General features: G+C 70.4%; 20 protein-coding genes, 1 tRNA gene and 1 pseudogene. 11 read left to right on the forward strand and 11 right to left on the reverse strand.

Annotated elements, in window-relative coordinates:
• The first annotated feature begins 21 nt into the window (after positions 1-21).
• Entirely contained in the window at positions 22-1,449 is a 1,428-nt protein-coding gene (locus Msi02_RS08570; protein WP_204047857.1) for a hypothetical protein, read from the forward strand.
• On the opposite strand, the gene Msi02_RS08575 is transcribed toward Msi02_RS08570, so the two are convergent.
• Together Msi02_RS08575 and Msi02_RS08580 are read right to left on the reverse strand one after the other, a co-directional pair.
• Positions 1,378-1,869, reverse strand: a complete 492-nt coding sequence (locus Msi02_RS08575) for a hypothetical protein (RefSeq protein WP_204047858.1) — start codon at positions 1,867-1,869, stop codon at positions 1,378-1,380. The genes Msi02_RS08570 and Msi02_RS08575 overlap by 72 nt on opposite strands.
• A gap of 1 nt (position 1,870) precedes the next feature.
• Entirely contained in the window at positions 1,871-2,581 is a 711-nt protein-coding gene (locus Msi02_RS08580) for a DUF6286 domain-containing protein (protein WP_204047859.1), read from the reverse strand.
• A gap of 201 nt (positions 2,582-2,782) precedes the next feature.
• Between Msi02_RS08580 and Msi02_RS08585 the strand changes: the two genes are divergently transcribed.
• On the forward strand, positions 2,783-3,958 hold the full coding sequence (locus Msi02_RS08585; protein ID WP_204047860.1) for an amino acid deaminase/aldolase: 1,176 nt from the start codon (positions 2,783-2,785) through the stop codon (positions 3,956-3,958).
• Positions 3,959-4,042: 84 nt separating this feature from the next.
• Here the strand turns inward: Msi02_RS08585 and Msi02_RS08590 are convergent, their stop codons facing one another.
• Entirely contained in the window at positions 4,043-4,369 is a 327-nt protein-coding gene (locus tag Msi02_RS08590; protein ID WP_079315303.1) for a DUF3618 domain-containing protein, read from the reverse strand.
• Between the two features lie 134 nt (positions 4,370-4,503).
• On the opposite strand from Msi02_RS08590, the gene bcp reads away from it, so the two are divergent.
• On the forward strand, positions 4,504-4,971 hold the full coding sequence (gene bcp, locus Msi02_RS08595; RefSeq protein WP_204047861.1) for a thioredoxin-dependent thiol peroxidase: 468 nt from the start codon (positions 4,504-4,506) through the stop codon (positions 4,969-4,971).
• 292 nt (positions 4,972-5,263) lie between these two features.
• On the opposite strand, the gene Msi02_RS08600 is transcribed toward bcp, so the two are convergent.
• The 3 genes from Msi02_RS08600 to Msi02_RS08610 all read right to left on the reverse strand — a co-directional run bounded on the left by Msi02_RS08600 (position 5,264) and on the right by Msi02_RS08610 (position 7,217).
• Positions 5,264-5,593 (reverse strand): hypothetical protein, encoded by a 330-nt coding sequence (locus Msi02_RS08600; RefSeq protein WP_204047862.1) that lies wholly within the window; start codon positions 5,591-5,593, stop codon positions 5,264-5,266.
• Between the two features lie 969 nt (positions 5,594-6,562).
• Positions 6,563-6,862, reverse strand: a complete 300-nt coding sequence (locus Msi02_RS08605) for a hypothetical protein (protein ID WP_204047863.1) — start codon at positions 6,860-6,862, stop codon at positions 6,563-6,565.
• A 13-nt stretch (positions 6,863-6,875) separates the two neighbouring features.
• Entirely contained in the window at positions 6,876-7,217 is a 342-nt protein-coding gene (locus Msi02_RS08610; protein WP_204047864.1) for a hypothetical protein, read from the reverse strand.
• Positions 7,218-7,348: 131 nt separating this feature from the next.
• Between Msi02_RS08610 and Msi02_RS08615 the strand changes: the two genes are divergently transcribed.
• A complete protein-coding gene (locus Msi02_RS08615; protein ID WP_076437814.1) occupies positions 7,349-7,618 on the forward strand; it encodes a GntR family transcriptional regulator in 270 nt (89 codons plus the stop codon).
• 198 nt (positions 7,619-7,816) lie between these two features.
• Here Msi02_RS08615 and Msi02_RS08620 read toward each other — a convergent pair whose 3' ends face one another.
• The 3 genes from Msi02_RS08620 to Msi02_RS08630 all read right to left on the reverse strand — a co-directional run bounded on the left by Msi02_RS08620 (position 7,817) and on the right by Msi02_RS08630 (position 11,427).
• Positions 7,817-9,214 (reverse strand): replication initiator, encoded by a 1,398-nt coding sequence (locus Msi02_RS08620; RefSeq protein WP_204047865.1) that lies wholly within the window; start codon positions 9,212-9,214, stop codon positions 7,817-7,819.
• The gene (locus Msi02_RS08625) at positions 9,211-9,348 is read right to left on the reverse strand and encodes a hypothetical protein (RefSeq protein WP_204047866.1); all 138 of its coding nucleotides are present in this window, start codon (positions 9,346-9,348) and stop codon (positions 9,211-9,213) included. The genes Msi02_RS08620 and Msi02_RS08625 overlap by 4 nt, the downstream gene beginning before the upstream one ends.
• A gap of 546 nt (positions 9,349-9,894) precedes the next feature.
• Entirely contained in the window at positions 9,895-11,427 is a 1,533-nt protein-coding gene (locus tag Msi02_RS08630) for a recombinase family protein (RefSeq protein WP_204047867.1), read from the reverse strand.
• A gap of 38 nt (positions 11,428-11,465) precedes the next feature.
• Here Msi02_RS08630 and Msi02_RS44460 point away from each other — a divergent pair.
• The 3 genes and pseudogenes from Msi02_RS44460 to Msi02_RS08645 all read left to right on the forward strand — a co-directional run.
• Positions 11,466-11,900 (forward strand): annotated as a pseudogene (locus Msi02_RS44460) (hypothetical protein); the annotation flags it as partial.
• A gap of 36 nt (positions 11,901-11,936) precedes the next feature.
• A tRNA-Leu gene (locus tag Msi02_RS08640) sits at positions 11,937-12,010 on the forward strand.
• A gap of 318 nt (positions 12,011-12,328) precedes the next feature.
• The gene (locus Msi02_RS08645; RefSeq protein ID WP_204047868.1) at positions 12,329-13,537 is read left to right on the forward strand and encodes an esterase-like activity of phytase family protein; all 1,209 of its coding nucleotides are present in this window, start codon (positions 12,329-12,331) and stop codon (positions 13,535-13,537) included.
• 124 nt (positions 13,538-13,661) lie between these two features.
• Here Msi02_RS08645 and Msi02_RS08650 read toward each other — a convergent pair whose 3' ends face one another.
• Positions 13,662-14,132 (reverse strand): hypothetical protein, encoded by a 471-nt coding sequence (locus Msi02_RS08650; RefSeq protein ID WP_204047869.1) that lies wholly within the window; start codon positions 14,130-14,132, stop codon positions 13,662-13,664.
• Between the two features lie 562 nt (positions 14,133-14,694).
• Between Msi02_RS08650 and Msi02_RS08655 the strand changes: the two genes are divergently transcribed.
• The 4 genes from Msi02_RS08655 to Msi02_RS08670 all read left to right on the forward strand — a co-directional run bounded on the left by Msi02_RS08655 (position 14,695) and on the right by Msi02_RS08670 (position 19,988).
• A complete protein-coding gene (locus tag Msi02_RS08655) occupies positions 14,695-15,876 on the forward strand; it encodes a sensor histidine kinase (protein ID WP_204047870.1) in 1,182 nt (393 codons plus the stop codon).
• A 96-nt stretch (positions 15,877-15,972) separates the two neighbouring features.
• Positions 15,973-16,638, forward strand: a complete 666-nt coding sequence (locus Msi02_RS08660) for a response regulator (RefSeq protein ID WP_239108239.1) — start codon at positions 15,973-15,975, stop codon at positions 16,636-16,638.
• 113 nt (positions 16,639-16,751) lie between these two features.
• Positions 16,752-17,495: an ABC transporter ATP-binding protein gene (locus Msi02_RS08665; RefSeq protein WP_204047872.1), complete on the forward strand. Its 744-nt coding sequence runs from the start codon at positions 16,752-16,754 to the stop codon at positions 17,493-17,495.
• A 3-nt stretch (positions 17,496-17,498) separates the two neighbouring features.
• A complete protein-coding gene (locus Msi02_RS08670; RefSeq protein WP_204047873.1) occupies positions 17,499-19,988 on the forward strand; it encodes an ABC transporter permease in 2,490 nt (829 codons plus the stop codon).
• A gap of 154 nt (positions 19,989-20,142) precedes the next feature.
• On the opposite strand, the gene Msi02_RS43085 is transcribed toward Msi02_RS08670, so the two are convergent.
• Entirely contained in the window at positions 20,143-21,780 is a 1,638-nt protein-coding gene (locus Msi02_RS43085; protein ID WP_239108240.1) for a toxin glutamine deamidase domain-containing protein, read from the reverse strand.
• Positions 21,781-21,925: the final 145 nt, after the last annotated feature.

The following is a 21,925-nucleotide window of genomic DNA, read 5'->3' on the forward strand; positions in this document are numbered from 1 at the left end:
GGCGACGAGGAGGGCCGTCACGTGAGGTGGCGCGAGGCGCTGCGCCCGCATCGGGCGTTCCTGGTGGTGCTGGCGGCGGGCGTCGCGCTGCGCGCGCTCGCCGTGCTCGGCTACCGGCCCGCGCTGTGGTTCTGGGCCGACTCCTTCGCCTACCTCAGCTCGGCGCTCGACCTGCGGCCCCTGCCCTCGCGGCCGTCCGGCTACTCGCTGTTCCTGGCGGCGCTGAGCCCGCTGGGGAGCATCACCGCCGTCGTGATCGTCCAGCACCTGCTCGGCCTGGGCATGGCCGTCTGCGTGTACGCGCTGCTGCGCCGCCGGACGCGGCTGCCGGGCTGGGGGGCGGCGCTGGCGGCGGCGCCGGTGCTGCTCGACGTCCACCAGATCCAGCTCGAACACCTCGTCATGGCGGACCTGCTGTTCACCGCACTGGTCGTGGCCGCCGTGACGATCCTGCTGTGGCGACCCAGGCCGGGGGCGTGGTCCGTCGTCGCGGCGCTGCTGCTGCTCGCCTGCGCCACGGTCACCCGCACCCTCGGGCTGCCCCTGATCGCGCTGGCGCTGCTGCCGGTGCTGCTGGCCGGACGCTGGCGGACCGCGCTGGCCGGGCTCGCCGCCGCGTCCGCCGTGCTCGGCGGGTACGCCGTCTGGTTCCACGACGCCCACGGGTCGTACGGGATGGGCGGCAGCAGCACGTGGTTGTGGTCGCGCACGATGACCTTCGCCGACTGCTCGGTGATGAAGCCGCCGAAGGACCTGGCGGTGCTGTGCCCGTCGGAACCGCGACTCGCCGCGCCCGCCTACATCTGGGCCGCCGGCTCGCCCATCCAGCGGGTAAAGAAGGACAAGGACCGGCTGGCGAGCGAGTTCGCCTCGCTGGCGATCCGCAGCCAGCCCCTCGACTTCCTGTCCACCGGGCTGCACGACGCGATGTGGGCGTTCGAATGGGACCGGAAGGTCTACCCCGCCCCGGGCACGCAGAGCGCGTACGTGTTCCCCGCCTCAATCAAGCCGTTCACCTCCAAGGTCGCCTCCGGCGGCCGTACGGCGAGCGAGTTGACCACCGCCTACCAGGGAAGCTCCGGGGACACGAAGGTGGTCGAGCCGTTCGCGGGGTGGCTGCGCGCCTACCAGGAGCAGGGCTTCCTGCGCGGGCCGCTGCTGGCGGCGGTCCTGCTGGCCGGGCTCGCCGGGCTGGTGGCCCGGCGCTGGACGGCGCTGCTGCCCTGGGCCGCGGCGGTGGTCCTGCTCCTGCTGCCGCCCCTGATCGCCGCCTTCGACCACCGCTACGTTGTGCCCGTCGTGCCGCTCGCCTGCCTGGCCGCCGGGCTCGCCCTCGGCACGGGCGCGACGCCCGCGCCCTGGCGCCGGGAAGACCGGTCAGCGGCGGCGGACGTGCAGGCGAACGACCGCAAGCGCGTCGTCGCGGCCGACCGCGCGGCGAACGCGTGAGATCGCCGACTCGTCCAGCCGCCTGATCACCTGTCGCAGGTCGGCCGACCGCCGGAGCGACACCGACACCCGCAGCCTGCCGTCGCGCACGAGCCTGACCGAGATGTGGCCGATCCCGTCGATCCCCTTCAGCGCCACGCCGAGCATGGCGATGCCGGCGCCGGTACGGCTGCCGACCCGGCCCCAGCCGAGTGCCATGAAGAGCCACCGGGTCGCGACCAGGGCGAGCACCATGGCCGCCCCGGCCAGCAGGGGCAGCGCCCACGGCTTCCCGCCGACCACGCTCGCGTCGGCCACGCTTCTGTCGATCAGGGCCGCGCCGGGCCGCCCGCGCGCGGCGGCCAGCAGGCCGAAGCCTCCCGCGACCAGCGCGAGGCCCACCAGCAAGAGCCCGAGGCGGTTTCCCCAACGCGGACGCACGTCAGCCCCCTCTCCTGCGCAGCCGTACGACCACCTCCTGGCGGGACTGGACGCCGAGGCCCGACAGCCGGTCGCCGACCGCCGCGCCGACCTCGCGCAGCAGGGCGCCGGTCGTGTCCGCGTCGGCCACCACGGCGACCTCGATCCGCCTGCGGAGGATGTGGACGTCGGCCCGCCGGACGTGCTCGACCTCGCGGGCCGAGGCGGCGAGCGTCCGGCGCAGGCCGGCGCGGGTCAGGCCCATCGCGAGCAGCGGGTCCCGGCACTCCAGGGGCACGAGCCGGGGACGGCCCGGGACGAGCGCGAGCGCCACCAGCGCCGCGCCGCAGACGATCATGCCGACCGCGGCGGCGGGGACGGCCGGGTCGGCCGGGGTGAGGTTGAGCAGCCGGGACGGCAGCCGCCAGGGAGGGGAGACGCCGAGCATGACGGCGACGACCACGGCGGTGAGCGCCCAGCCGAGCAGGGCGAGCACGGCGGCGACCACGACGGCGGCCGGGGTCCGGCCCGGCCGCAGGACGCGCATGGCGGTCCGGCGGCCCGCCGCGGTCCCTCCGCCGCACGTGTCGGTTCCGGCGCCGTCGGCGCCTTCGCCGCTGCCCGCGCTCCTGGCGCCCCTGCCGCGTCCGGCGCCTTCGGAGTCTGATCCACTTCCGGCGCCCTTGGCGCTCCTCGCCGACGAACCCGCCAGGATTCCCTGCACGACGCTCATCAGCCGCTCACCCTTCCCGCTCACCGCGCCGGGTCCGCTCGGTAGTCACCTCACCATGGGTACACGGAGCGGTGACGGGACGGGCGGGTCACCCGCCGCCTTGCGCGATCATGACGGCTCCACGGCGCAGATTTTGCCGGGGCGCAGTTAATGTGAACAGCGCTCATGTATTTCCCGACGGAGCCGTACTAGGCTGCGCCCATGGACGACCGACAGCGCCTCGACCACGCGACGGCCCAGCTGGAGCCGCCCTTCGCCGTCCTCGACATGGACGCGCTCCGGTCCAACGCGGCCGCCATGGTGCGCCGGGCCCGGGGCAAGCCGATCCGGGTCGCCAGCAAGTCGATCCGCTGCCGGTCCGTGCTCGAACGGGTCCTGGCCATGGACGGCGTCTCGGGCGTCATGGCCTTCACGCTGCCCGAGGCGCTGTGGCTGGTCTCCACCGGCCTGCGGGACGTGCTCGTGGCCTACCCCACGACCGACAGGACCGCGCTGCGCGCCCTGGGATCGGACGACGTCGCGGCACGGGAGATCACCGTCATGGTGGACTCGCCCGAGCACCTCGACCTGATCGAGAGCCTGCGGCTCCCCCACCGCATCCGGGTGTGCCTGGACATCGACGCGGGGTTCGTGGCCTTCGGCGGCGCGTTCCGGGCGGGCGCGCTGCGGTCGCCGATCCGCGAGCCCGAGCAGGCCGCCGAGATCGCCGCACACATCGCCAAGCGCCCCGGGCTGCGGCTGGCGGGGCTCATGGCGTACGAGGCCCAGATCGCCGGGGTGGGCGACGACGTCCCCGGGCCGTACGGCCGCGCGGTGCGCTGGATGCAGGAGCGGTCGCGTCGCGAGCTGATCGTGCGGCGCGGCCGGATCGTGCAGGCCGTACGTCAGGTCGCCGACCTGGAGTTCGTCAACGGCGGCGGCACGGGAAGCATCGAGAAGACCGCCGCCGAGCGGGCGATCACCGAGGTCGCGGCGGGCTCGGGGTTCTTCCATCCCCGGCTGTTCGACTACTACCGGGGCTTCACCGGCCGTCCGGCGGCGCTGTTCGCCCTGCCGGTCGTGCGCAAGCCGGCTCCGGACGTCGTGACCGTGCTCGGAGGGGGCTACCCCGCCTCCGGGGCCCCCGGGCCCACCCGGCTGCCCCAGCCGTACCTGCCGGCGGGGCTCAGATACCACCCGGACGAGGGGGCGGGTGAGGTGCAGACGCCCCTCCTGGGCGAGCCCGCGGCCGACCTCCGCCTCGGCGACCGCGTCTGGTTCCGCCACGCGAAGGCCGGGGAGCTGTGCGAGCGCTTCGCCACTCTGCACCTGGTCGAGGGCGACCGGGTGGCAGAGGAGGTCCCGACCTACCGCGGCGAGGGCAGGACCTTCCTGTGACCGCCGGCTCGGCCTTGTGATCGTCCCCGTGGGAACGCGGACGCCGCCGTGGACCGTGTCACGGCGGCGTCGTCCCGCGGCGGGTCAGCGGGAGCGGCGGCGCAGCAGCACGATGGCCGCGCCCACGACGACGACCACGCCGATCCCGATCAGCACCGGAGCGATGTTGGGCGCCGGATGTTCCGCGGGCTGCTCGCCTTCGCCGTCGGCCGGAGCGTACGTGCGCGGGCCCAGGACCATGTCCTCCATGGACGCGACGAAGTCGCGCGCGTTGGCCTTCGCCTTCTCGACGCCGCGCTCCGCGACCCGCTTCGGGCTCACCCGGTCCGCGATGGCGTCGACCGTGCGAGCGAGCTCCGCCCGCGTGCGCTCGATCTTCCGTTCCAGCGCATCGGGATCGGTGTCCGCCATGCGATCCCCCTCCTGTGGTATTCGTGTGTGATCAGTCTGCCAGGTCCGGTGGCCGCCCCGCACAGCGGCTGAGCCGGTAGTTTGGTTGACGCTTGCCCGCCTATCGCCGCGGGTCACCTTTTCCGGAGGACGTGATGAGCAAGCTCCAGCCCGGCGACGCCGCGCCGGACTTCACCCTGACCGACGCCGACGACAACGAGGTCTCGCTGGAGTCGTTCCGCGGCAAGCGGGTCATCCTGTACTTCTACCCGGCGGCCATGACCCCCGGGTGCACGAAGCAGGCGTGCGACTTCCGCGACAACCTCGGCGCGCTGACCGAACAGGGCTTCGTGGTGCTGGGCGTGTCCAAGGACAAGCCCGCCAAGTTGCGGCAGTTCCGCGAGCGCGACGCGCTCACCTTCCCGCTGCTGTCCGACACCGGCCTGGACGTGCACAAGGCGTACGGCGCGTACGGCGAGAAGACGAACTACGGCAAGACCGTGATGGGCGTCATCCGCTCCACGTTCGTCATCGACCCCGACGGAAAGGTGGAGAAGGCCCTCTACAACGTGAAGGCCACCGGTCACGTCGCCCGGCTCGCGAAAGAGCTGGGGATTTCCTGAAATACCCCTTTTGCCGCGCTCCCGGAATTGTCGGCGGCGGCCGATAAATTCCGGGGCATGGCGAAGTACTAGTAGATGCACAAAGTCAACTATTCCCAGAGACTCGCCCAGCAGGCGGCGTTCGTGGGGTTGTGACGCGGCATGCACATCTGACCAGCGACGGAGCCACACCGCCCTAATCCACGGGCCGCCCTGTTCGGTCACCGGAGATCGCACACGAGAGCCGAACGGCGAGAACCTTCACTACAGGGTCAAGCCGCCTTCGGCGGAAGCCTCCTGCGTACTGGGCGCATTAGAGCAGAGGTAGGTTCACCCGGCGCCCCAAGCCGAACTCGCCAGCCTCATCATCCGTGACCATGGCGAATGTACCGTGGGGTACCCCGTCCAAGCTCGCCACACGCGAAGCGACCCTCAGGAGGGTGTCTTCGTCCGCACCGGTGATGAAGAAGACATACACATCCTCGAACTCCTCGCTGTCGTCGAAGACCTCCGCCTGCCCTTGCTCCTCTATCTCGAATAGGAACTCGTCGATCTCGTCGATCCATGGGAAGGAATAGGCGGTCTCCGGAAGAGACTCACTCTCATACAGTGGAACGTGGATCTCCACAACCAGGTTGGCCATGGGCCAATAGTGCCTCAATGATCATGGGCTTGCTTCGCTTGCCCACGGGGCGCGCCTGGCCGCTTGGCGGCCTGGCGGGCTTGCGCATGCGGCCCTGGGGGGCCGTACGCGCCCGCCGCCGCCGCGACCGGGCGCGCGCCCTGGCCAGGCCCTCAACCCGGCAGAGGCCATCACCGTTCCCGAAATCGGCATCAAGCGGCCCTATCAGTGGATACAGTCAAGCCAGCTACTCAGCACCGACGGCAGCTCTGATCCCCCCACTGAAAGCGCCGGGCTCCACATGACGAATCAATTTGGTCCACGAGGCATCGGCGCACAAGGGGCACCGGGATTCCGGCACCATAAGAGCGTTCGGCTTGTTCTCACGGTGACACTCTGGATCATGTGTGTAGCACTTCCGACTTATCTTGGAGCACACATCGATGACCTGTTCCATTGGGAGTCGATAATCGCGGAAGACACCGCGGCTCTCAGCATTCAGCTACTGACGCCAATGCTGCTGCTGTTCCTTGCATTACCAAAAGTCTCGTATAGGCGTAGAGACTGTCTCATTTTCCTGATTCCCGTGTACGGAAGCCTCGTATTTCCATTCATAATAATCTGGAGGCTCGTTTACTTACCCCTCCGCGACTGGCCCCCAAGGCCGGATGAGCGTAGCGCCTGACGCTCTGTCAGCTTCTACCTCCGCTGGTAATCAGTCGCGCATCGGATGTTGCTGGTGCTGTATAGCGTGCCCCGCCCCCGCTGCTCGATTGTTCGTGGCCCTTGGTCGGTGTCAACGCCGTCTGTGCGGGTTGGGTGTCGGGTTGCGGTGCACGTCGTTGATGGACGGACACGCGAAGACGGCATTGACACCTCGGTCGGGCCACTGATGTCGGCAGCTATCGGGGGCGGGGAAGGAGTGGCGCGGGTCGTAGATACGAGTGCGGCCCCGACCGAGTGGGCGGGGCCGCGTGAGTGCTGGACCGTCTATCGCATCTCGCCGAGCAGCAGGGCATGCCACACCCTGCGTGCCTCCTCTACGGGCCAGCGGTGTGTCTCATTGACCTTTGGTGTCGGTTCGGCCTGGGTGGTCTTGCGGATGAACGCCTGCCCGCCGGCCTGGAGCAGTTCGTAGACCACGGCCCGGCAGTCGCAGGTCCAGGCGAGTGCTCGCACGCGCCCGACCCCCTCGAACGGCTTATGCCAGACGAGTTTCGCGTGATCCTTTTGGCGTATCTCCCAGTGCGGGCTCAGGCACTCGTCCGGGCCCAGGATGGTGGCCGCCATCAGAGCCGCCGCCTTACTGTGCCCCGCCGTTGGCCCAGCCGACGATCCACCGGACGGCGGACTGCGGTTGGTCGACCGAGGGCAGCGGTACGACGGTCCCGGACTTCGGTAGCTTGATCAGGAAGCGGCGCGGCTTGTTCTCCTGGTCGATGGTGACCGTCGCGACTTGCCCGCCGAGGCCGTAGACGTCCAGCTCAGAGCCCGCCTTCTCCTGCACCGGGAACCCGGTCATCCGCAGGGTGATATGGCTGATGAGCCGGACGTGGACCCCTTGGGATCGGAGCAGGTCACCGAGGGCGGCCAGGATGCCCGCCTGCTGGTTTGCGGTTCGGTTGCCGATCGTGATCTGGCGCATGTCTCTCCCGTCTGTCTCGCTGACGGGTTGAGCGTACGCCAACCTTCCTACTCCTACCTAGTCCTTCTCATAGGTACCTCTAGGTACCTATGGTAACGACATGGAACGCTTTCGTTCCTACTCTTGAGCCCGTGATCGAGTTCCGGCCTGACCAGCTCAAATGGGAAGCCGTCCTCGAAGAGATACGACGCCGTATCCGGACGGGCGAATACCAGGTGGGTCACCCCATCCCTGGTGAACCCCGCATGGCCGAGGAGTTCGGCATCGCCAAGGGCACCGCACGCCGCGTGATCAACGAGCTGCTCAAGGCCGGAGACGTCTATACCGTGCTCGGCAAGGGAACCTTCGTCGCCGACCCCGAGACCGGCGGCCCGCCCAGAAGAGACACCGAAGACGAGTGAAGGCCCCCGAACGAATCCGGGAGCCTTCTGCCTTCTATCGGTTGTCAGCGAGACGATGGAAGGCGCACTAAGCGTAGAGCCGACGAGCCGAGGGCAGTAGCGTTCCGCCGTGGCGCCGCCGGCCCAACCGCTTTGCGGCCCTTCGGGTGCCTACGGCATTGCGCCGGCCGCACCACTCCCACATCACATCCCGCAAGGTCAGGCCGACTCTCCCCGTTCACGGGCGATCCGGCGAGCGGTGGCGATGCGTTGCCAGATCAGCTCGGCCCACAGGTGTTCGCCGTTCCGGTAGCCGCTCCCGGCGAAGCGCCACAGGCCGACCGTCACCGTCTCCCGCTCATCATGAGGAGGCAGGCCCCGCCGTTTCCGCGCCTGCTCGGCCTGGTGATCGGCCCGCACCTGACGCAGCGCGCCGAGCGTGGTCGAGTAGTGGCGGCTCTTGGTCGAGAAGTGGCCCCGGTAGCCGAGCATGTGCGCCCACTGCCGCAACGGAACCAGCCGGTAGGCCGGATCGTTCACCAGGGCGAAGCAGGTGTAGATCATGCGCCGGGCATGCTCGGTCACGTCCAGACGCGCGACGTCGGACACCTCCCTGACGGGCCGGTCCACGGTCCCGGCGGACTCGGCCCCCTTGGTGGCGTACTTGGCGATGTAGGCCGCCACCCGCTGATCCGCGATGCCCTCCAACCCCGTCGCTACATAGATGGGGTCCACGTCGAGCTGCGTTCCCCACTGGCCGATGAACGACGGGTCATCGTCCGGTACGGGAACCGAGACCGCAGCCGCGGTTTCCCGAATCGCCTCCTGGAGCACGGGCACGGTCGCCCAGTCCGGCGGACGATCGGACGGCCCGTCCGGCCCGTCGAGACGGATCACCGCGTGGAAGTGAACCAGACCCCGCGCCTGATACTCGGCAACCTTGGCGTACGACAGCCGAAGCCGCCGTCGAAGCTCGGCCCGCGAGATGCCCAGGTGCCGGGCGAAGGTCGCCGGTAGCGCCTGGGTGAAGCGCCGCCACAGCTCGCCCGCGTGCGCGTTCCACAGCACGGCCCCGGCGTAGTCGTAGCAGTCCACACAGATCGGCTGCCCGACCTGGGGGTCATCATCGGCATGCCGCGCCGGACAGCTTCCCGGCATGCCGTGCTCGCACACCGGGTTGTCCCGCCGAGGACGGCACGGCAGCACCCTGTCCCCCTTCATCCGGCGAGCGTGGACCGCGCCGAACGAGGGGGCCGTGAACGTCGCGAACACGCGCGGATGCGCGCTCACATCCTCGGGCACGCCCTTGCCACCGCGTAGGCCGGACAGGATCAGGTGATAGGTGTCGTCCCGGTAGACCTCCGAGCAGGCCGGGCACCGGGACGCGCGCCGGTTGCCGCACGCGGTCAGCAGGTAGCCGGTCGGCTCGTCGGCCGTCCGGTAGACATCCAGCACTTCCAACCCGGCATCGAAGGTGATCCGGCGTCCCTGGAGCCGGATGGGTTGGGCGCAGCCGCCCGTCGCGCGCACCATCTCCTGCCACCGGGCGAAGTCCGGCATGGCGGCGCGCTGGGCAGCGGCGAGGACATCAGGGGAGAGGGGAGGAAGCTCACTCACGCGGCGTCCTTCCCGCTCTCCGCAGGGGGCGTGTCGTCGGCGTAGCGGATGCCGTGGATGGCGGCGATGCGACGCCACTTGTCGGCGGACCACCGAGGCGACTCGCCGACTTTGCGCTTGCACCACTCCTTCACAAGCGCGGCGTATGGTCCCAGTTCCTCGGGTACCAGCAGGGGCCTCCTTTCTCTCGTCGGGAAGCCGCCCGCCACGTCCGAAGACGACGAGAGCACCAACGCAGGGCAGGCCGAAGACAGCTCGCGGCCTGTGGAGCGGTGGTGCTCTCAGCGAGACAGGATCAGGAGTGTTGCGCGCGACGGTGAACCGATGAGCGCTGCCGGATTTTGTGGCCTACCGCTGGGCCGGGTCCCTCCCAGCAGAACGGCTGATCATGTTGTTTTCGCCCGGTGGCTTGTGTGCGCTCGTGCAAATCTGTCGCGGTCAATTGCTCGCTTGTGTCCGGAGTGATCGGGGGCTCTTGGTCACTTCCAGATGTACCACGAGGAGAACGAATTTAAGCAGGTCAGAGTTCCTACGGGGCGTTCAAGCGCTACGTCCCAGGACGTCCGTCAGCGTCCGTGGGAGTCCGTAGACGTCCGTCGGTGTGTGTCTCTGTAGGGCCGAAGGTAAGCAACCCGTCACCATCGAGATAGGCGCTCACGCTCAGGACGTCCAGGACGTCTTCACTCGACCCACACCGGTTCGAGCAGATCCGGGTTGAACGGTGCCCGCCCCCTGCCCGCCGGATGGACGATCACCGCGTGCAGCATCTCGCGGACGTGCGCGCGCTTCCGCGAGAGCGGTAGCCCGCCCTCCTCTTCCGGCAGGTACCAGCGTCGCCGGATCTCGCTCATGTCGATCTCCATGCTGGCCCGCTTCCGCTCGGCCCTGCCCAGGATCCTGCTCTTCTCCGCTCGCAGCCGGGCGATGTCCCCCTCCAGCTCCGACACGAGTCCGAAGTAGAGGTTGTTCGAGATCTCTCGCGCCCGCCACCGGCTGGTCAGCTCCGTCAACTGCCCTTCCAGGTCCTTGAGTTCCTGCTCCCGTGTCCACTCGGGGGCGTCCTCGGCATCGACGTACTGCACAAGCTCCATCTGTTCGAGCACGAGTTCCGAGATCGCGAAGTCCACCAGGTCACCGCGTCGCCCGATTCCGCCACAGCCGCCTGCCGCCTTACCCGGGCAGAAGTACATATGGCGCTCGCCGTCCTTCGTCCTCTTCGTGCGGAGGATCGCGTTGCACAGGCCCCCACCCTCGATGGGACGACCGCAACGCAGGATGCCGGTCAGCAAATAGCGATGTTCCCGGAAGTCGTGAGGGTATGGAGTACCCACGGCACCGCCCCGCTTGACCGAGTGTCCCCGTCGCGCGTGGATGATCTCTCGCACGGCCAGCCACTCATCGGGAGTGAGGATCGGTTGCCATTCGCCGATGACCGGATCGCCGTTCGCATCGCGCACCAATTCGCCCCGCAACTCCCGATATCCGCAGAGCCGAGCGTTGAGGAACGTAAGGCGGAGAGTCCGCATCTGCCAGTCGTTGCCACGCGGAGTCTTGATTCCCCTGCGCTTCCACTCCATGACGATGGCGTACAGCGAGGAGCCGGTGACGAAATCCCGCGCGGCCTGCCGCAAGAGAGTGGCCTCTTGCTCGTCCAGCGCGATCCGGTCTTCCTTCCAGCCGAATGGCCGGGGGCCGCCGACCATCCGACCTTGGAGCGCCCGCGCCTGATGAGAGGCCCGCATTCGGCGCTGCATTTTGCGGACCTCCATTTTGGAGATGACCGCGCCGAACAGGCCCATGCTCTCCACGTCCTCGCTGTACAGGTTGGACTGCTGCTTGGAGTCGGCGAACACGAAGCCGTCGTTGTACGTGAACGCCTCCACGAAGCGCTCATAGTCGCCTGGCCGGCGGGCGAGCCGGTCATTGGCGACGACCACCACGCCCCGCACCGCCGTCCCGTTCGCGAGCTTCCCGGCGCGCAGCGCCTTGAGCATCAGCTCGAACTCGTCGCGGTAGACGTCGGCCTTGGCGGCGGACTTGTCGTTGTCGGTGAACTCGTGCACCACGGTCCAGCCGTGACGGGCCGCCGTCTCGCGGTTGACCCGGTGCTGGTCCTGGACGCCGTGCTCGTCGCCTCGTACGTCTGCCGAGATGCGGGCATACGACACGACGGGGATTAGGTCTGTTGCCTCTGCCACCACGAGCTTGGCCATGGTCACCCCATCCGCTCAGGTAAAAGCCACCCTTGCGAATGTTCTACTACAAGTACACCCCGGAGTTGCTCGCGGACGCGGCGGCCGCGGCGAGCAGCATCGCCGACGTGTTGCGCTATCTCGGCATCCCGTGGTCGGGTGGCGCCCACGCCCACATCAGCCGCCGCCTCAAGCACTTCGGCATCGACACATCCCACTTCGGCAGGCCCTCTGCGGACAAGAGCGCCCCGGCGTCCCGGCGATACCTGCCTGTGGAGATCCTGGTGCTGCTGCCCCCGGGATCAGGTCGGGAGAAGCCTCGCAAGCTCAGGCGGGCGCTACAGGAAGTAGGAGTCCCATACGTCTGCGCAGACTGTAGGATAGGCGGCGCCTGGCAGGGCCGGCCGCTGACATTGCACATCGACCACATCAATGGCAATTGGCTGGACAACAGAAAAGAGAATCTGCGATTCCTCTGCCCGAACTGCCATTCTCAGACGGAGAATTTTGCAGGCAGAGGAAGAGGAAAAGGGGTCGTAGCCCAATCGGCAGAGGCAACGGTTTTAGGTACCGTACAGCGCGAGTTCGAATCTCGTCGACCCCACTGCGAATCAGAAAACAATAGCGAGCCGCGAAATAATTGGAGAACCGGAAAGTCGCCGAATTCCGAGCGTCCGGCGCTCGCGAAGTTGAACCTGATGCTCGGGGCCGATGATCTGTCTTTCCTGGAGCGGTTCGTGTCCGCCGGAGGAGCGCGCTCGCGGACCGCGGCGATCCGCACGGCCATCGCTCTGCTGCGCACGCAGAGCGAGCGAGGGTGACCGTCGTGGGGAGATCCCGCCCGCCCGGAGCAGGTCAGTTGTCCGTCCATGGCCGCCTGGTGTTGGGGCGTTTGTCACTCGATGTCCCTACGGTGCCCGGCATGAGACGTTTTTCGATCACCCTGAGCGCCGCGGCCCTGGCCGTCGGGTTGGCCTCATCCGCGCTGTCGTCCCCCGCGCTGGCCGCTCCACGGCCCGCCGACTTCGGCCAGGCGACGCTCACGGGTTTCTCCGTCCTCCCTGCCCAGACCTTCGTGCCCGGCAGCGAGCCCTCGGGTTCGGCCATCGGGGCCGGGCCGTTCAACGGCATCAGCGCGCCCTTCCCGGGGCAGCCCGTCCAGGGCTTCAGCGGAGTCGTCAAAAGAGGCGACGGCACCTATGACGTGCTGTCCGACAACGGCTATGGAAACAAGGCCAACAGCGCCGACTTCCTGCTGCGCGTCCACCGCGTCAAGCCCGATCTCAGGACCGGGAAGCTGGAGGTGCTCGGCGGGTTCAACCTGAGCGACCCGGACAGGCGCGTGCCGTTCGCCCTGACCCGGGCGGACCGGGTGCTCACCGGCGCCGATTTCGACGTGGAGTCGATCGTGCGGTCGTCCGACGGCACCTACTGGATCGGCGACGAGTTCGGCCCGTTCCTGCTGCACTTCTCGTCCTCCGGGCGACTCCTCCAGGCCCCGATCCCGCTGCCCGGCGTGATGGCGCCGGAGAACCCGAACCTGAACGGCGGGCAGCCCAACACCCGCAGCAGCAAGGGGTTCGAGGGCATGGCCCGCTCGGTCGACGGCCGCCGCCTCCACCCGCTGCTGGAGGGGACGGTGGACGGCGACACGCCCGGCGACCTGCGCATGTACGACTTCGACCTGCGCACGGGCAGGTACGCCGCGACCTGGTGGACCTACCGGCTGGAGTCCCCCTCGAACGCCATCGGAGACGCGATCGCGGTCGACGACCACCGCTTCCTGGTCATCGAGCGGGACAACGAGCAGGGAGACGCGGCCGCTTTCAAGCGCATCTACCTGGCCGACGCCGCCGACCGGGACCACGACGGCCGCATGGACAAGACCCTCGTCGCCGACCTGCTGAACCTGGCCAACCCGAAGGGCATCGGCGGCTTCGGCCGGACGTTCCGCTTCCCGTTCCAGACGATCGAGGACGTGGCCCTGCTCGACGACCGCACTCTCGCGGTGCTGAACGACAACAACTTCCCGTTCTCGTCCGGCCGCACCGCGGGCAAGGCCGACGACGACGAGTTCATCACCGTACGGCTCTCGCGGCACCTGCACGCCGACCGGCGCGCGCTCCAGTGATCGGCCGGGCCACAACCCCGGGCACGTTGTTCATCCGGTAACCGCACGCAGCCCACGAACCGGGGGAAACCCGTAGGCGCGCGCCGGCCCCTCCGCCGGCGCGCGCCTACCGGCAAGCCAAGCCTCAGCCGGGCGCCTGACAGCGCACCCCGGCGTCGGTCTGCCTGCACCAGGGCGGCAGGTTGTCCTGGGACTGCGGCACGTCCTGACCGTAGCCACGGGGGAAGAAACGCTGCCGGTCGCCTCCGGCGTCCCAGCTCGTCCCCGCGTCCACCCGGTCCCAGACCATGCTGGTGACGGCCACGATGCCACCGCCGAGGAGCGCTCCGACGATCGCGGACGCGACGCCGACGGCGACGAGTTGCCCGGCGTGTCCGCGGGGCAGCCGAGCCGCCAGGCGCGTGGGGAAGCCGGGCCTCGGGGCGGACGCGAACCGCGGCCGAGGGTCCTGCCAGCCCGGGGCCTTCCACCCCGCGCCGCCGGGGCCGAAGGCGTACCCGCTGCCGATCGGGGGCCTGCTGGCGGGTCCCGGCCCGGGCCGGCCCGGGCCCGCGGGGCCTGTCCACGTCGAATATGGCCCTGCCGCGCCCGGCATGTTCCCGGGGCCGGTCCAGGCCGAACCCGGCCCTGCCGCCCCGGGCGTGTTCGCCGGGCTGGTCCACGGTGATGTGGGAGTGTTCCGAGGAGGCAGCGGCGCGGTCGGCCCGTTCGGCCCAGCAGCTCCGGTTGACGAGGTGGACCCGGCCGGCGCAGGCGACGCGACCAGCCCAGTCCCGACCGGCTCAATCCCGACCGGCTCAGTCCCGACCGGCTCAGTCCCGGCCGGCCCGCTAGGCCCACTCGGCGCGCCCGGCGCGGCGGGCTCGGCGGGCTCGGCCGATCCGCTGGTCGCGGTCGGCTCATTTGATCCGGCCGGCCCGGTCTCCGGCTCCGGGCGCGGGCCGCGCGGCTCGTCCCCTGCGCCGCGCGACCCCGCGTCCTGATCCGCCATCCAACTCTCCCTTTACCCGCTTCACAGAAGCGTTCCCGGGGACAAGGATGCGCCGTGATCCGTAAGAACGGCGTAAGCCCGGCGGGCGGCTGCGACCTGAGTCGTACCGCCGTATCCACCGCAAGGGTGAGACCTTTCTGAGCAGCCGATACATAGGGTTGGGTACGTGTTCGGCAGACTGCGCGCCTGGACCCGGCGCCACAGCAAGCTCGTGGACGCGCTCACGGTCTCCCCGCTGGCGCTGTTGAGCCTGATCACCGTCGAGGCGTTCAGCCGCGCCGGCTCGTTCGGGGCTCGGCAGGTCGGCGTGCCCGGCCTGCTGCTGCTGTCGGCCGTGCTCATCGTTCCGCTGATCTGGCGCCGCGACCACCCCCGTGAGGTGTTCGCGGTGGTCGCCGCCGTCAGCTTCGTCCAGTGGCTGCTCGACGTCATCGTCCTGCCCGCCAACATCGCGGTGCTCGTCGCGGTGTACGGCGTCGCCTCGCGCTGCACGCTTCGGTGGGCGCTGGCCGCCGGGGTGGTCGCCGAGTTCGGGCTGCTGCTGGCGATGCTGCGCTGGTCTAACGACGCCGGGCAGGCATGGCCGTCGTCCTCGGCCTTCATCGTCGCCGTCTGGATCGCCGGGATCTACGCCAACACCCGCCGCCGCTACGTGGAGGGCCTGGTCGAACGCGCCGAGCGGGCCGAGCGGGAACTCGACCAGCAGGCGCGCATCGCGGCGGCGGCCGAGCGCGCCCGCATCGCCCGCGAGCTGCACGACGTGGTGGCGCACAACGTCAGCGTGATGGTCGTCCAGGCCGACGGCGCGGGATACGCCATCGACGCCGACCCCGAGCAGGCGCGGCGCGCGCTGCAGGCGATCTCGGCGACCGGGCGGCAGGCGCTGGCCGAGATGCGCAGGCTGGTGGGCGTGCTGCGGCAGGACGCCGGCAGCCCCGCGGAGGAGTACGCTCCGCAGCCCGGCGTGGCCCAGCTCGGCGACCTGGTCAGGCAGGTCAGGGACTCGGGGCTGCCGACCGAGTTCACCGTGTCCGGCACCGCGCAGACGCTGCCGGAGGGCGAGCAGCTCGCCGTCTACCGGATCGTGCAGGAGGCGTTGACGAACGCGCTCAAGCACGGCGGTCCTGGCACGCGGGCCTGGGTGGAGATGACGTACGGCAGGGGCGAGATCGAGCTGAGGATCAGCGACGACGGCAGGGGCGCCGCGGCGCCGCGCCTGGTCGGCGGCCACGGGCTGATCGGCATGCGGGAGAGAGCGGCGATGTACGGCGGGAGCGTCGATGCGGCCCCTCGGCCTGGCGGCGGGTTCCGGGTGGTCGTCCGGATTCCCATCGGAGTGGCAGCGTGACGCCGCCGTCTCCCCGGCCGTCCGCGGTGACCCGGCTGTCCCCCGACCGCGTACGGTTACGGGGATCACGGCGATGACGAGCGGAGCGGAGCGGCAGTGATACGCGTCATGCTGGTCGACGACCAGGAACTGGTGCGGACCGGGTTCCGGATGGTCCTCGGGGCGCAGCCGGACATCGAGGTCGTGGGCGAGGCGGCCGACGGACTTGCGGCCGTCGAGGCGCTGCGCACGGTCGAGGCGGACGTGGTCCTCATGGACGTCCGCATGCCGCGGATGGACGGCGTGGAGGCGGCCCGCGTCATCTGCGCGACGCCGGAGAGCCCCAAGGTGCTGATCCTGACGACGTTCGACCTCGACGAGTACGCGTTCGCCGCGATCAAGGCGGGCGCGGCGGGGTTCCTGCTGAAGGACGTGCCGCCGGCCGAGCTGATCAGCGCGATCCGGTCGGTCCACTCGGGGGACGCGGTGGTCGCGCCGAGCACGACCCGCCGCCTGCTCGACCGCTTCGCCGTGCTCCTGCCGGAGGGCGACGAGCGGCGGCAGGACGCGGGCGTGCTGACGGCGCGGGAGCGGGAGGTGCTGGTCCACGTGGCCCGCGGCCTGTCGAACTCCGAGATCGCGACGCGGCTGCATCTCGCCGAGGCGACCGTGAAGACCCACCTCGGTCGCATCCTGGCCAAGCTGGGGCTGCGCGACCGGGCCCAGGTGGTCGTCTACGCGTACGAGACGGGCCTGGTCTCCCCCGATCATCCGCAGGGCTGAGTCCCGGATACCTCGCAAGTCGCACACGCCCCGGCGGGACCGTCCCGGGGCCGCACGCGGAGAACGTCCGCGAGGCCGAGGAAACGCCCTGATCACGGCCATAGCGTGGCGTCATGACCACAACAACTCAGGTTCGCACCGCGGTCGTCGCGCGGGGACTGACGAAGGTGTACGGGCAGGGCGACGCGGCGGTGCACGCGCTGCGCGGCATCGACGTGGGTTTCGCCGCGGAGGAGTTCACCGCGATCATGGGGCCGTCCGGCTCCGGCAAGTCCACCCTGATGCACTGTCTGGCCGGATTGGACACCGTGACGGACGGGCAGGTGAGCATCGGCGGCGTCGAGATCACCGGTTTGAACGACAAGCAGCTCACGCTCCTGCGGCGCGAGCGCGTCGGGTTCATCTTCCAGGCGTTCAACCTGCTGCCGACGCTGACGGCCGAGCAGAACATCCGGCTGCCGTTGGAGATCGCGGGCCGCCAGGCCGACCAGGCGTTGTTCGACCGTGTGATCGAGACGGTCGGCCTGCGTGACCGGCTCAGGCACAGGCCGAGCGAGCTGTCGGGCGGCCAGCAGCAGCGCGTCGCCGTGGCGCGGGCGCTCATCAGCAAGCCCGAGGTGATCTTCGCCGACGAGCCGACCGGCAACCTCGACTCGCGCAGCGGCGCCGAGGTGCTGGCGTTCCTGCGCAGGTCCGTACGCGAACTCGGGCAGACGATCGTGATGGTGACCCACGACCCCGTGGCGGCGTCGTACGCCGACCGGGTGGTCTTCCTCAGGGACGGGCTGCTGGTGAGCGAGGTCCAACGGCCGACGCCGCAGGCCGTGCTCGACACGCTGATGGCGCTGGAGGCCTGAGCCGTGTTCAGGACCACACTCGCCGGGCTCCTGGCGCACCGCCTGCGCCTGGTGCTCACCTCCCTGGCGATCGTGCTCGGGGTCGGCTTCATCGCGGGCACGTTCGTGCTCACCGACACCATCGACGCCGGGTTCTCCCAGTCGTTCGCCGCGGACGCCGACAAGGTGGACGTGGTGGTGACGCCCAAGGACGACACCGAGCGCGACGGGAACCTGCCGGAGAGCGCGCTCGCCGCGATCAGGGCGGTGCACGGCGTCAAGGACGCCCAGCCGATGGTGTCCGGGGACGCGCCGCTGATCGGCAAGGACGGCAAGGTCGTGGGGGACTACCCCACCGCCGGGGTGTCCATCCCGGCGAGCCGCATCAAGATCACTTCGGGGAGGGCCCCCTCCGCCGCCGGAGAGGCGGTGCTCGACAAGAACACCGCCAAAACCCAGGGCCTCGCGCCCGGAGCCGCCGTCACCGTGCTCGACCGGGCGGGCAAGCGGCAGGAGTTCCGCCTCGTCGGGATCTTCGATGTGGGGATCGACCAGAACCTCGCCTACCGGGGAGCCGTCGCCTTCACCCCCGACTCGGCGCGGCGCGTCACCGGGGCCAAGGGCTTCACCGAGATCGACGTCGTCTCCTCGGGCCCCTCGCCGGAGAGCCTGCGTACGGCCGTCGCGGCGGCCGTACGCGACGCGAAGGTCGTGACCGGGCGGGAACGCGCCGACGAGGTGGCCAAGCGCAACCACATGGACACGTCCTTCATCCGGCTGGGCCTGCTGCTGTTCGGCGCGGTCGCGCTGCTCGTCGCCGCGCTCGTGATCTACAACACCTTCAACATCCTGGTCGCCCAGCGGATGCGCGAGATGGCGCTGCTGCGCTGCATCGGCGCCACCAAACGGCAGGTCTTCGGCTCGATCGTGCTGGAGTCCGCCGTGGTCGGCCTGCTGTCGTCGGTGCTCGGCCTGCTGACGGGCCTCGGCCTCGGGGCCGCCGCGGTCGCCGTGCTGAGGGCCATCGGAACGGACATCCCCACGGGCACCGTGAGCCTGTCCCCGCAGACGATCGCCATCGGCATGTGCACGGGCGTCGTCGTGACGATGGCCGCCGCCCTGCTCCCGGCGCGGCAGGCCACCCGCGTGCCGCCCGTCGCGGCGCTGCGCACGCAGGTCGAGGAGCACGCGTTCCGCACCGGGGTCGTACGGGTGGTCATCGCCGCCCTGTTCGTGCTTGCGGGGGCCGGCCTCACCGCGGCGGGCATGCTGCAGAAGCCGGGCCAGGCGGCGCTGCTGACGGTCATGGCGGGCGGCGTGCTCGTGTTCTTCGCGGTGCTCATCCTCGGCCCGGTGATCGTACGGCCGCTGAGCGGGCTGGCCGGCTGGGTGCCGGCGCGGCTGTTCGGCGTGCCGGGACGGCTCGCCGTGGACAACTCGCGGCGCAACCCCAAGCGGGCGGCGACCACCACGGTGGCCCTGACCGTCGGCGTGACGCTGATGACGTTCATGGCGGTCCTGACCTCCACGGTGCGGACCACCGTGAACGGTCAGCTCGACCAGCAGTTCCCCGCCGACTACATCCTGTCCGCGCAGACGGGCACGATCCCCCGCTCGGTCGCCGACACGCTGCGCGCGAGCCGCGACCTGGCCGCAGTGACCGAGTTCCGCGGGAAGAAGGCCAAGGTGAACGGCCGCGAGTTCGAGGTGGGCACGGTCACCCAGTCGGCCATCGGCACCGCCATCAAGCCCGAGGCGTCGTCCGGCACCATGGACGGCTTCGGCGCGGGCGAGGTCGCGGTGGCCGACTACGTCGCGCAGGACCTCGGCGTCAAGGTGGGCGACACCGTGACCGTCACGTCAGGCGGCCGGAGCACTCCGCTCAAGGTCGCGGCGGTGCTGAAGGCCGACGTGTCCCTGCTGCCGCCGTTCACCATGGCGGAGCAGGCGTTCGAACGGCACTTCGGCAGGGTGGACGACACGCAGGTCCTGGTGGACGCCGCCGACGGCGTGGCCCCCGAGCGGGCGCGCAAAGTCGTGGACGACGCCACTGCGGCCTATCCGGCGGTCAAGGTCGGCAGCACCACCGAGATCCGCGGCCAGTTCGACGAGGCGATCGACTCGATCCTCATGATCGTCACCGGGCTGCTGGCCCTCGCGATCGTGATCTCACTGCTCGGCATCGCGAACACGCTGTCGCTGTCGGTCCACGAGCGCACCCGCGAGTCCGCGCTGCTGCGCGCCCTGGGCCTGACCCGGCCGCAACTGCGGGGCATGCTCTCGGTCGAGGCGCTGGTCCTCGGCCTGGTGGGGGCGATCGTCGGCGTGGTCCTCGGCACCGTGTACGGCTGGGCGGCGACGGCGACGCTCACGGAGAAGGTCGCGTTCCAGCTTCCGATCGGGCAGATCCTGATCTTCATCGCCGCCTCGGGCCTGGCCGGAGTGCTCGCCGCGGTGCTGCCCGCCCGCCGTGCGGCCCGGGCCTCGGTCGTCGGGGCGCTGGCCGCCTCCTGACCGCCGCCCCCGCCCCCCGGCCTCGGCCGGGCCGGTACGGCGACCGCCCGGGCCGCCCGCGCGAGCGGGTGACCCGGGCGTCGGGCCGGGGCACAGACAGAGCCGGAGCGGGCCGGGGTCGTCGCCGTCGGGCCCGTGCTCGCCGCGCGGGCCGTCACAGGCGGCGGCCCTGGCGGTCGATCACCACCGCGAAGACCCCTGTGACGTCCTCGTACGGCGGTTCCACGGCCATGTGACCCCGTTGGGCGTCGATCCACAGGACCTCGCCCCGGCAGTTGACGGCGTTCCACGCGTGGCTGCCTCCCCCGGCCCAGCGGGTGATGAGGACCGCGGCGGCACCGTGACCACCGAAGATCAGCCGCTGCGCGATGGCCACGTACGCCCGGCGGCCGTGGCCCACGTATTCGAAGCGGTGCCCGAGCCACTCCTCGGCGCGGGCGACGCCCCCGGTCTCCCCGGTGAGCAGCGGGCGTCCCGACCCGTCGTACTCCGGCTGCCTGCGTGCCGCCACGACGGGCTCGCCGTGCCAGGTGGACATGACCGACAGCGCGCAGTCGACGGCGTTGTTGGACCTGAACGCGTCCTCCGTCGGGCCTTCGGCGTTGATCAGACGGATCCAGGTGCCGCGCGGGTCCGGGAAGCGCCCGCTCACCGCCTGCGCGAGGCTCACCTGGCCGTCCGGATCCGCCTCGGCCAGGCCGCCGGGCCTGCCGTACGGGCGGGTCTCCTCCAGCCGTCGCGGGCGGCCCGGGCCGTCCAGCCAGTCGCGCTCGGTCTCGTCGTGCAGCACGGCGGACCAGAAGTCGTCGGCGTCCGCGAGTTCGCCCGCCTCGGGACCGTCGTCCACGGCCATGCCCGGCTGCGTGGGAAATCTCGGCGCGGGCGCGGTCTCGGTGAGCCACTCGTCCGGTCCGGTCTGAGCCACGACCTCGTGTCCCGCCTGGGGTGGCGGCTCGGGTAGCGGCTCGCCTTCGACGGCCGGCACGGCCGTCATGGTCTCCTCGTCCGCGGCGTCGTCCTGCGTCCCGACGGGAGCGATCTCCACATGGTCAGCGCTTTCCAGGTGATCAGCGACTCCCAGGTAATCAGCGCTTTCCAGGCGATTCCCGGGCTCGGCCGGGTCCTCGACGTCGTCCTCGTGCTCCGCGTCGTCGATCCCGGCGTCGGATTCGGTGTCGGCGTCGTCCGGCCCCATCCCTGCGTCCCGGCGCTCCTCCACGGGCGCGAGGTCCCCGGAGTCGTGCGAGCGGGGCTCCCCCGAGCAGGACTCTTCCGCGCCGGACTCCTCCGTGCCGGACTTCTCCGTGCCGGACTCTTCCGCGCCGGACTCTTGCAGGGGCAACGGCGAGCAGTCGGGTGCCGCCTCGGTGGCGGCCGCTGCGGTAGCTTCCTCAGCGATCTCCCCGGCCGCCGCCTCTTCCGCCGTCCCCCGGGCCTCCCCGGCGTCCTCGAAGTGTCCGAACTCCTCCGAGCCCTCGGAGCCCTCGGCGTCTTCGGGGTCCCCCCTGTCCCCGATGTCCCCGGTGTTCCCGGCGTCGGCGGGTGCCACGGCGGGGACGGCTTCCCGGGCGTCCGGCGACCCTGCGCGGCGCCCGATGGGCGCCGCCAGGCCGTGGCCCCCACGTCCCCCGCTCTCGCCGTTCCTCGCGGCCGGCACCACCGGCATGGTCACGGTGTCCACGCCCAGCGGCAGCGCCGCGAGCCGCACTTCCAGGCGGCGATCCTCCAGCGAGGGAGCAGGCGCCTCGGCGGCCTGCTCGTAGTCCCGCCATCGCCGGCCGTCGGCCGTCACGACCGGGTTGTACACACCGGACGGCAACCGCCACCTCGCATGCCGGCGCGCCCTTTCCTGGTTCACGCGCTTGGCCCCCCTCCTCGCGCCCATCAGGGTGCCGATGGTAGAGGCGAGCCGTCCGAGGCACGGCGGGTTTTCCCAA

It is taken from the genome of Microbispora siamensis (assembly GCF_016863095.1).
Classification (GTDB): domain Bacteria; phylum Actinomycetota; class Actinomycetes; order Streptosporangiales; family Streptosporangiaceae; genus Microbispora; species Microbispora siamensis.

Excerpts from the sequence above, each read along its gene's own strand:
- Msi02_RS08580 (WP_204047859.1), bottom strand. The coding sequence starts at position 2,581 with ATGAGCGTCGTGCAGGGAATCCTGGCGGGTTCGTCGGCGAGGAGCGCC.
- Msi02_RS08585 (WP_204047860.1), top strand. The coding sequence starts at position 2,783 with ATGGACGACCGACAGCGCCTCGACCACGCGACGGCCCAGCTGGAGCCG.
- Msi02_RS08590 (WP_079315303.1), bottom strand. The coding sequence starts at position 4,369 with ATGGCGGACACCGATCCCGATGCGCTGGAACGGAAGATCGAGCGCACG.
- bcp (WP_204047861.1), top strand. The coding sequence starts at position 4,504 with ATGAGCAAGCTCCAGCCCGGCGACGCCGCGCCGGACTTCACCCTGACC.
- Msi02_RS08600 (WP_204047862.1), bottom strand. The coding sequence starts at position 5,593 with ATGGCCAACCTGGTTGTGGAGATCCACGTTCCACTGTATGAGAGTGAG.
- Msi02_RS08605 (WP_204047863.1), bottom strand. The coding sequence starts at position 6,862 with ATGGCGGCCACCATCCTGGGCCCGGACGAGTGCCTGAGCCCGCACTGG.
- Msi02_RS08610 (WP_204047864.1), bottom strand. The coding sequence starts at position 7,217 with ATGCGCCAGATCACGATCGGCAACCGAACCGCAAACCAGCAGGCGGGC.
- Msi02_RS08630 (WP_204047867.1), bottom strand. The coding sequence starts at position 11,427 with ATGGCCAAGCTCGTGGTGGCAGAGGCAACAGACCTAATCCCCGTCGTG.
- Msi02_RS08645 (WP_204047868.1), top strand. The coding sequence starts at position 12,329 with ATGAGACGTTTTTCGATCACCCTGAGCGCCGCGGCCCTGGCCGTCGGG.
- Msi02_RS08650 (WP_204047869.1), bottom strand. The coding sequence starts at position 14,132 with ATGCCGGGCGCGGCAGGGCCATATTCGACGTGGACAGGCCCCGCGGGC.
- Msi02_RS08665 (WP_204047872.1), top strand. The coding sequence starts at position 16,752 with ATGACCACAACAACTCAGGTTCGCACCGCGGTCGTCGCGCGGGGACTG.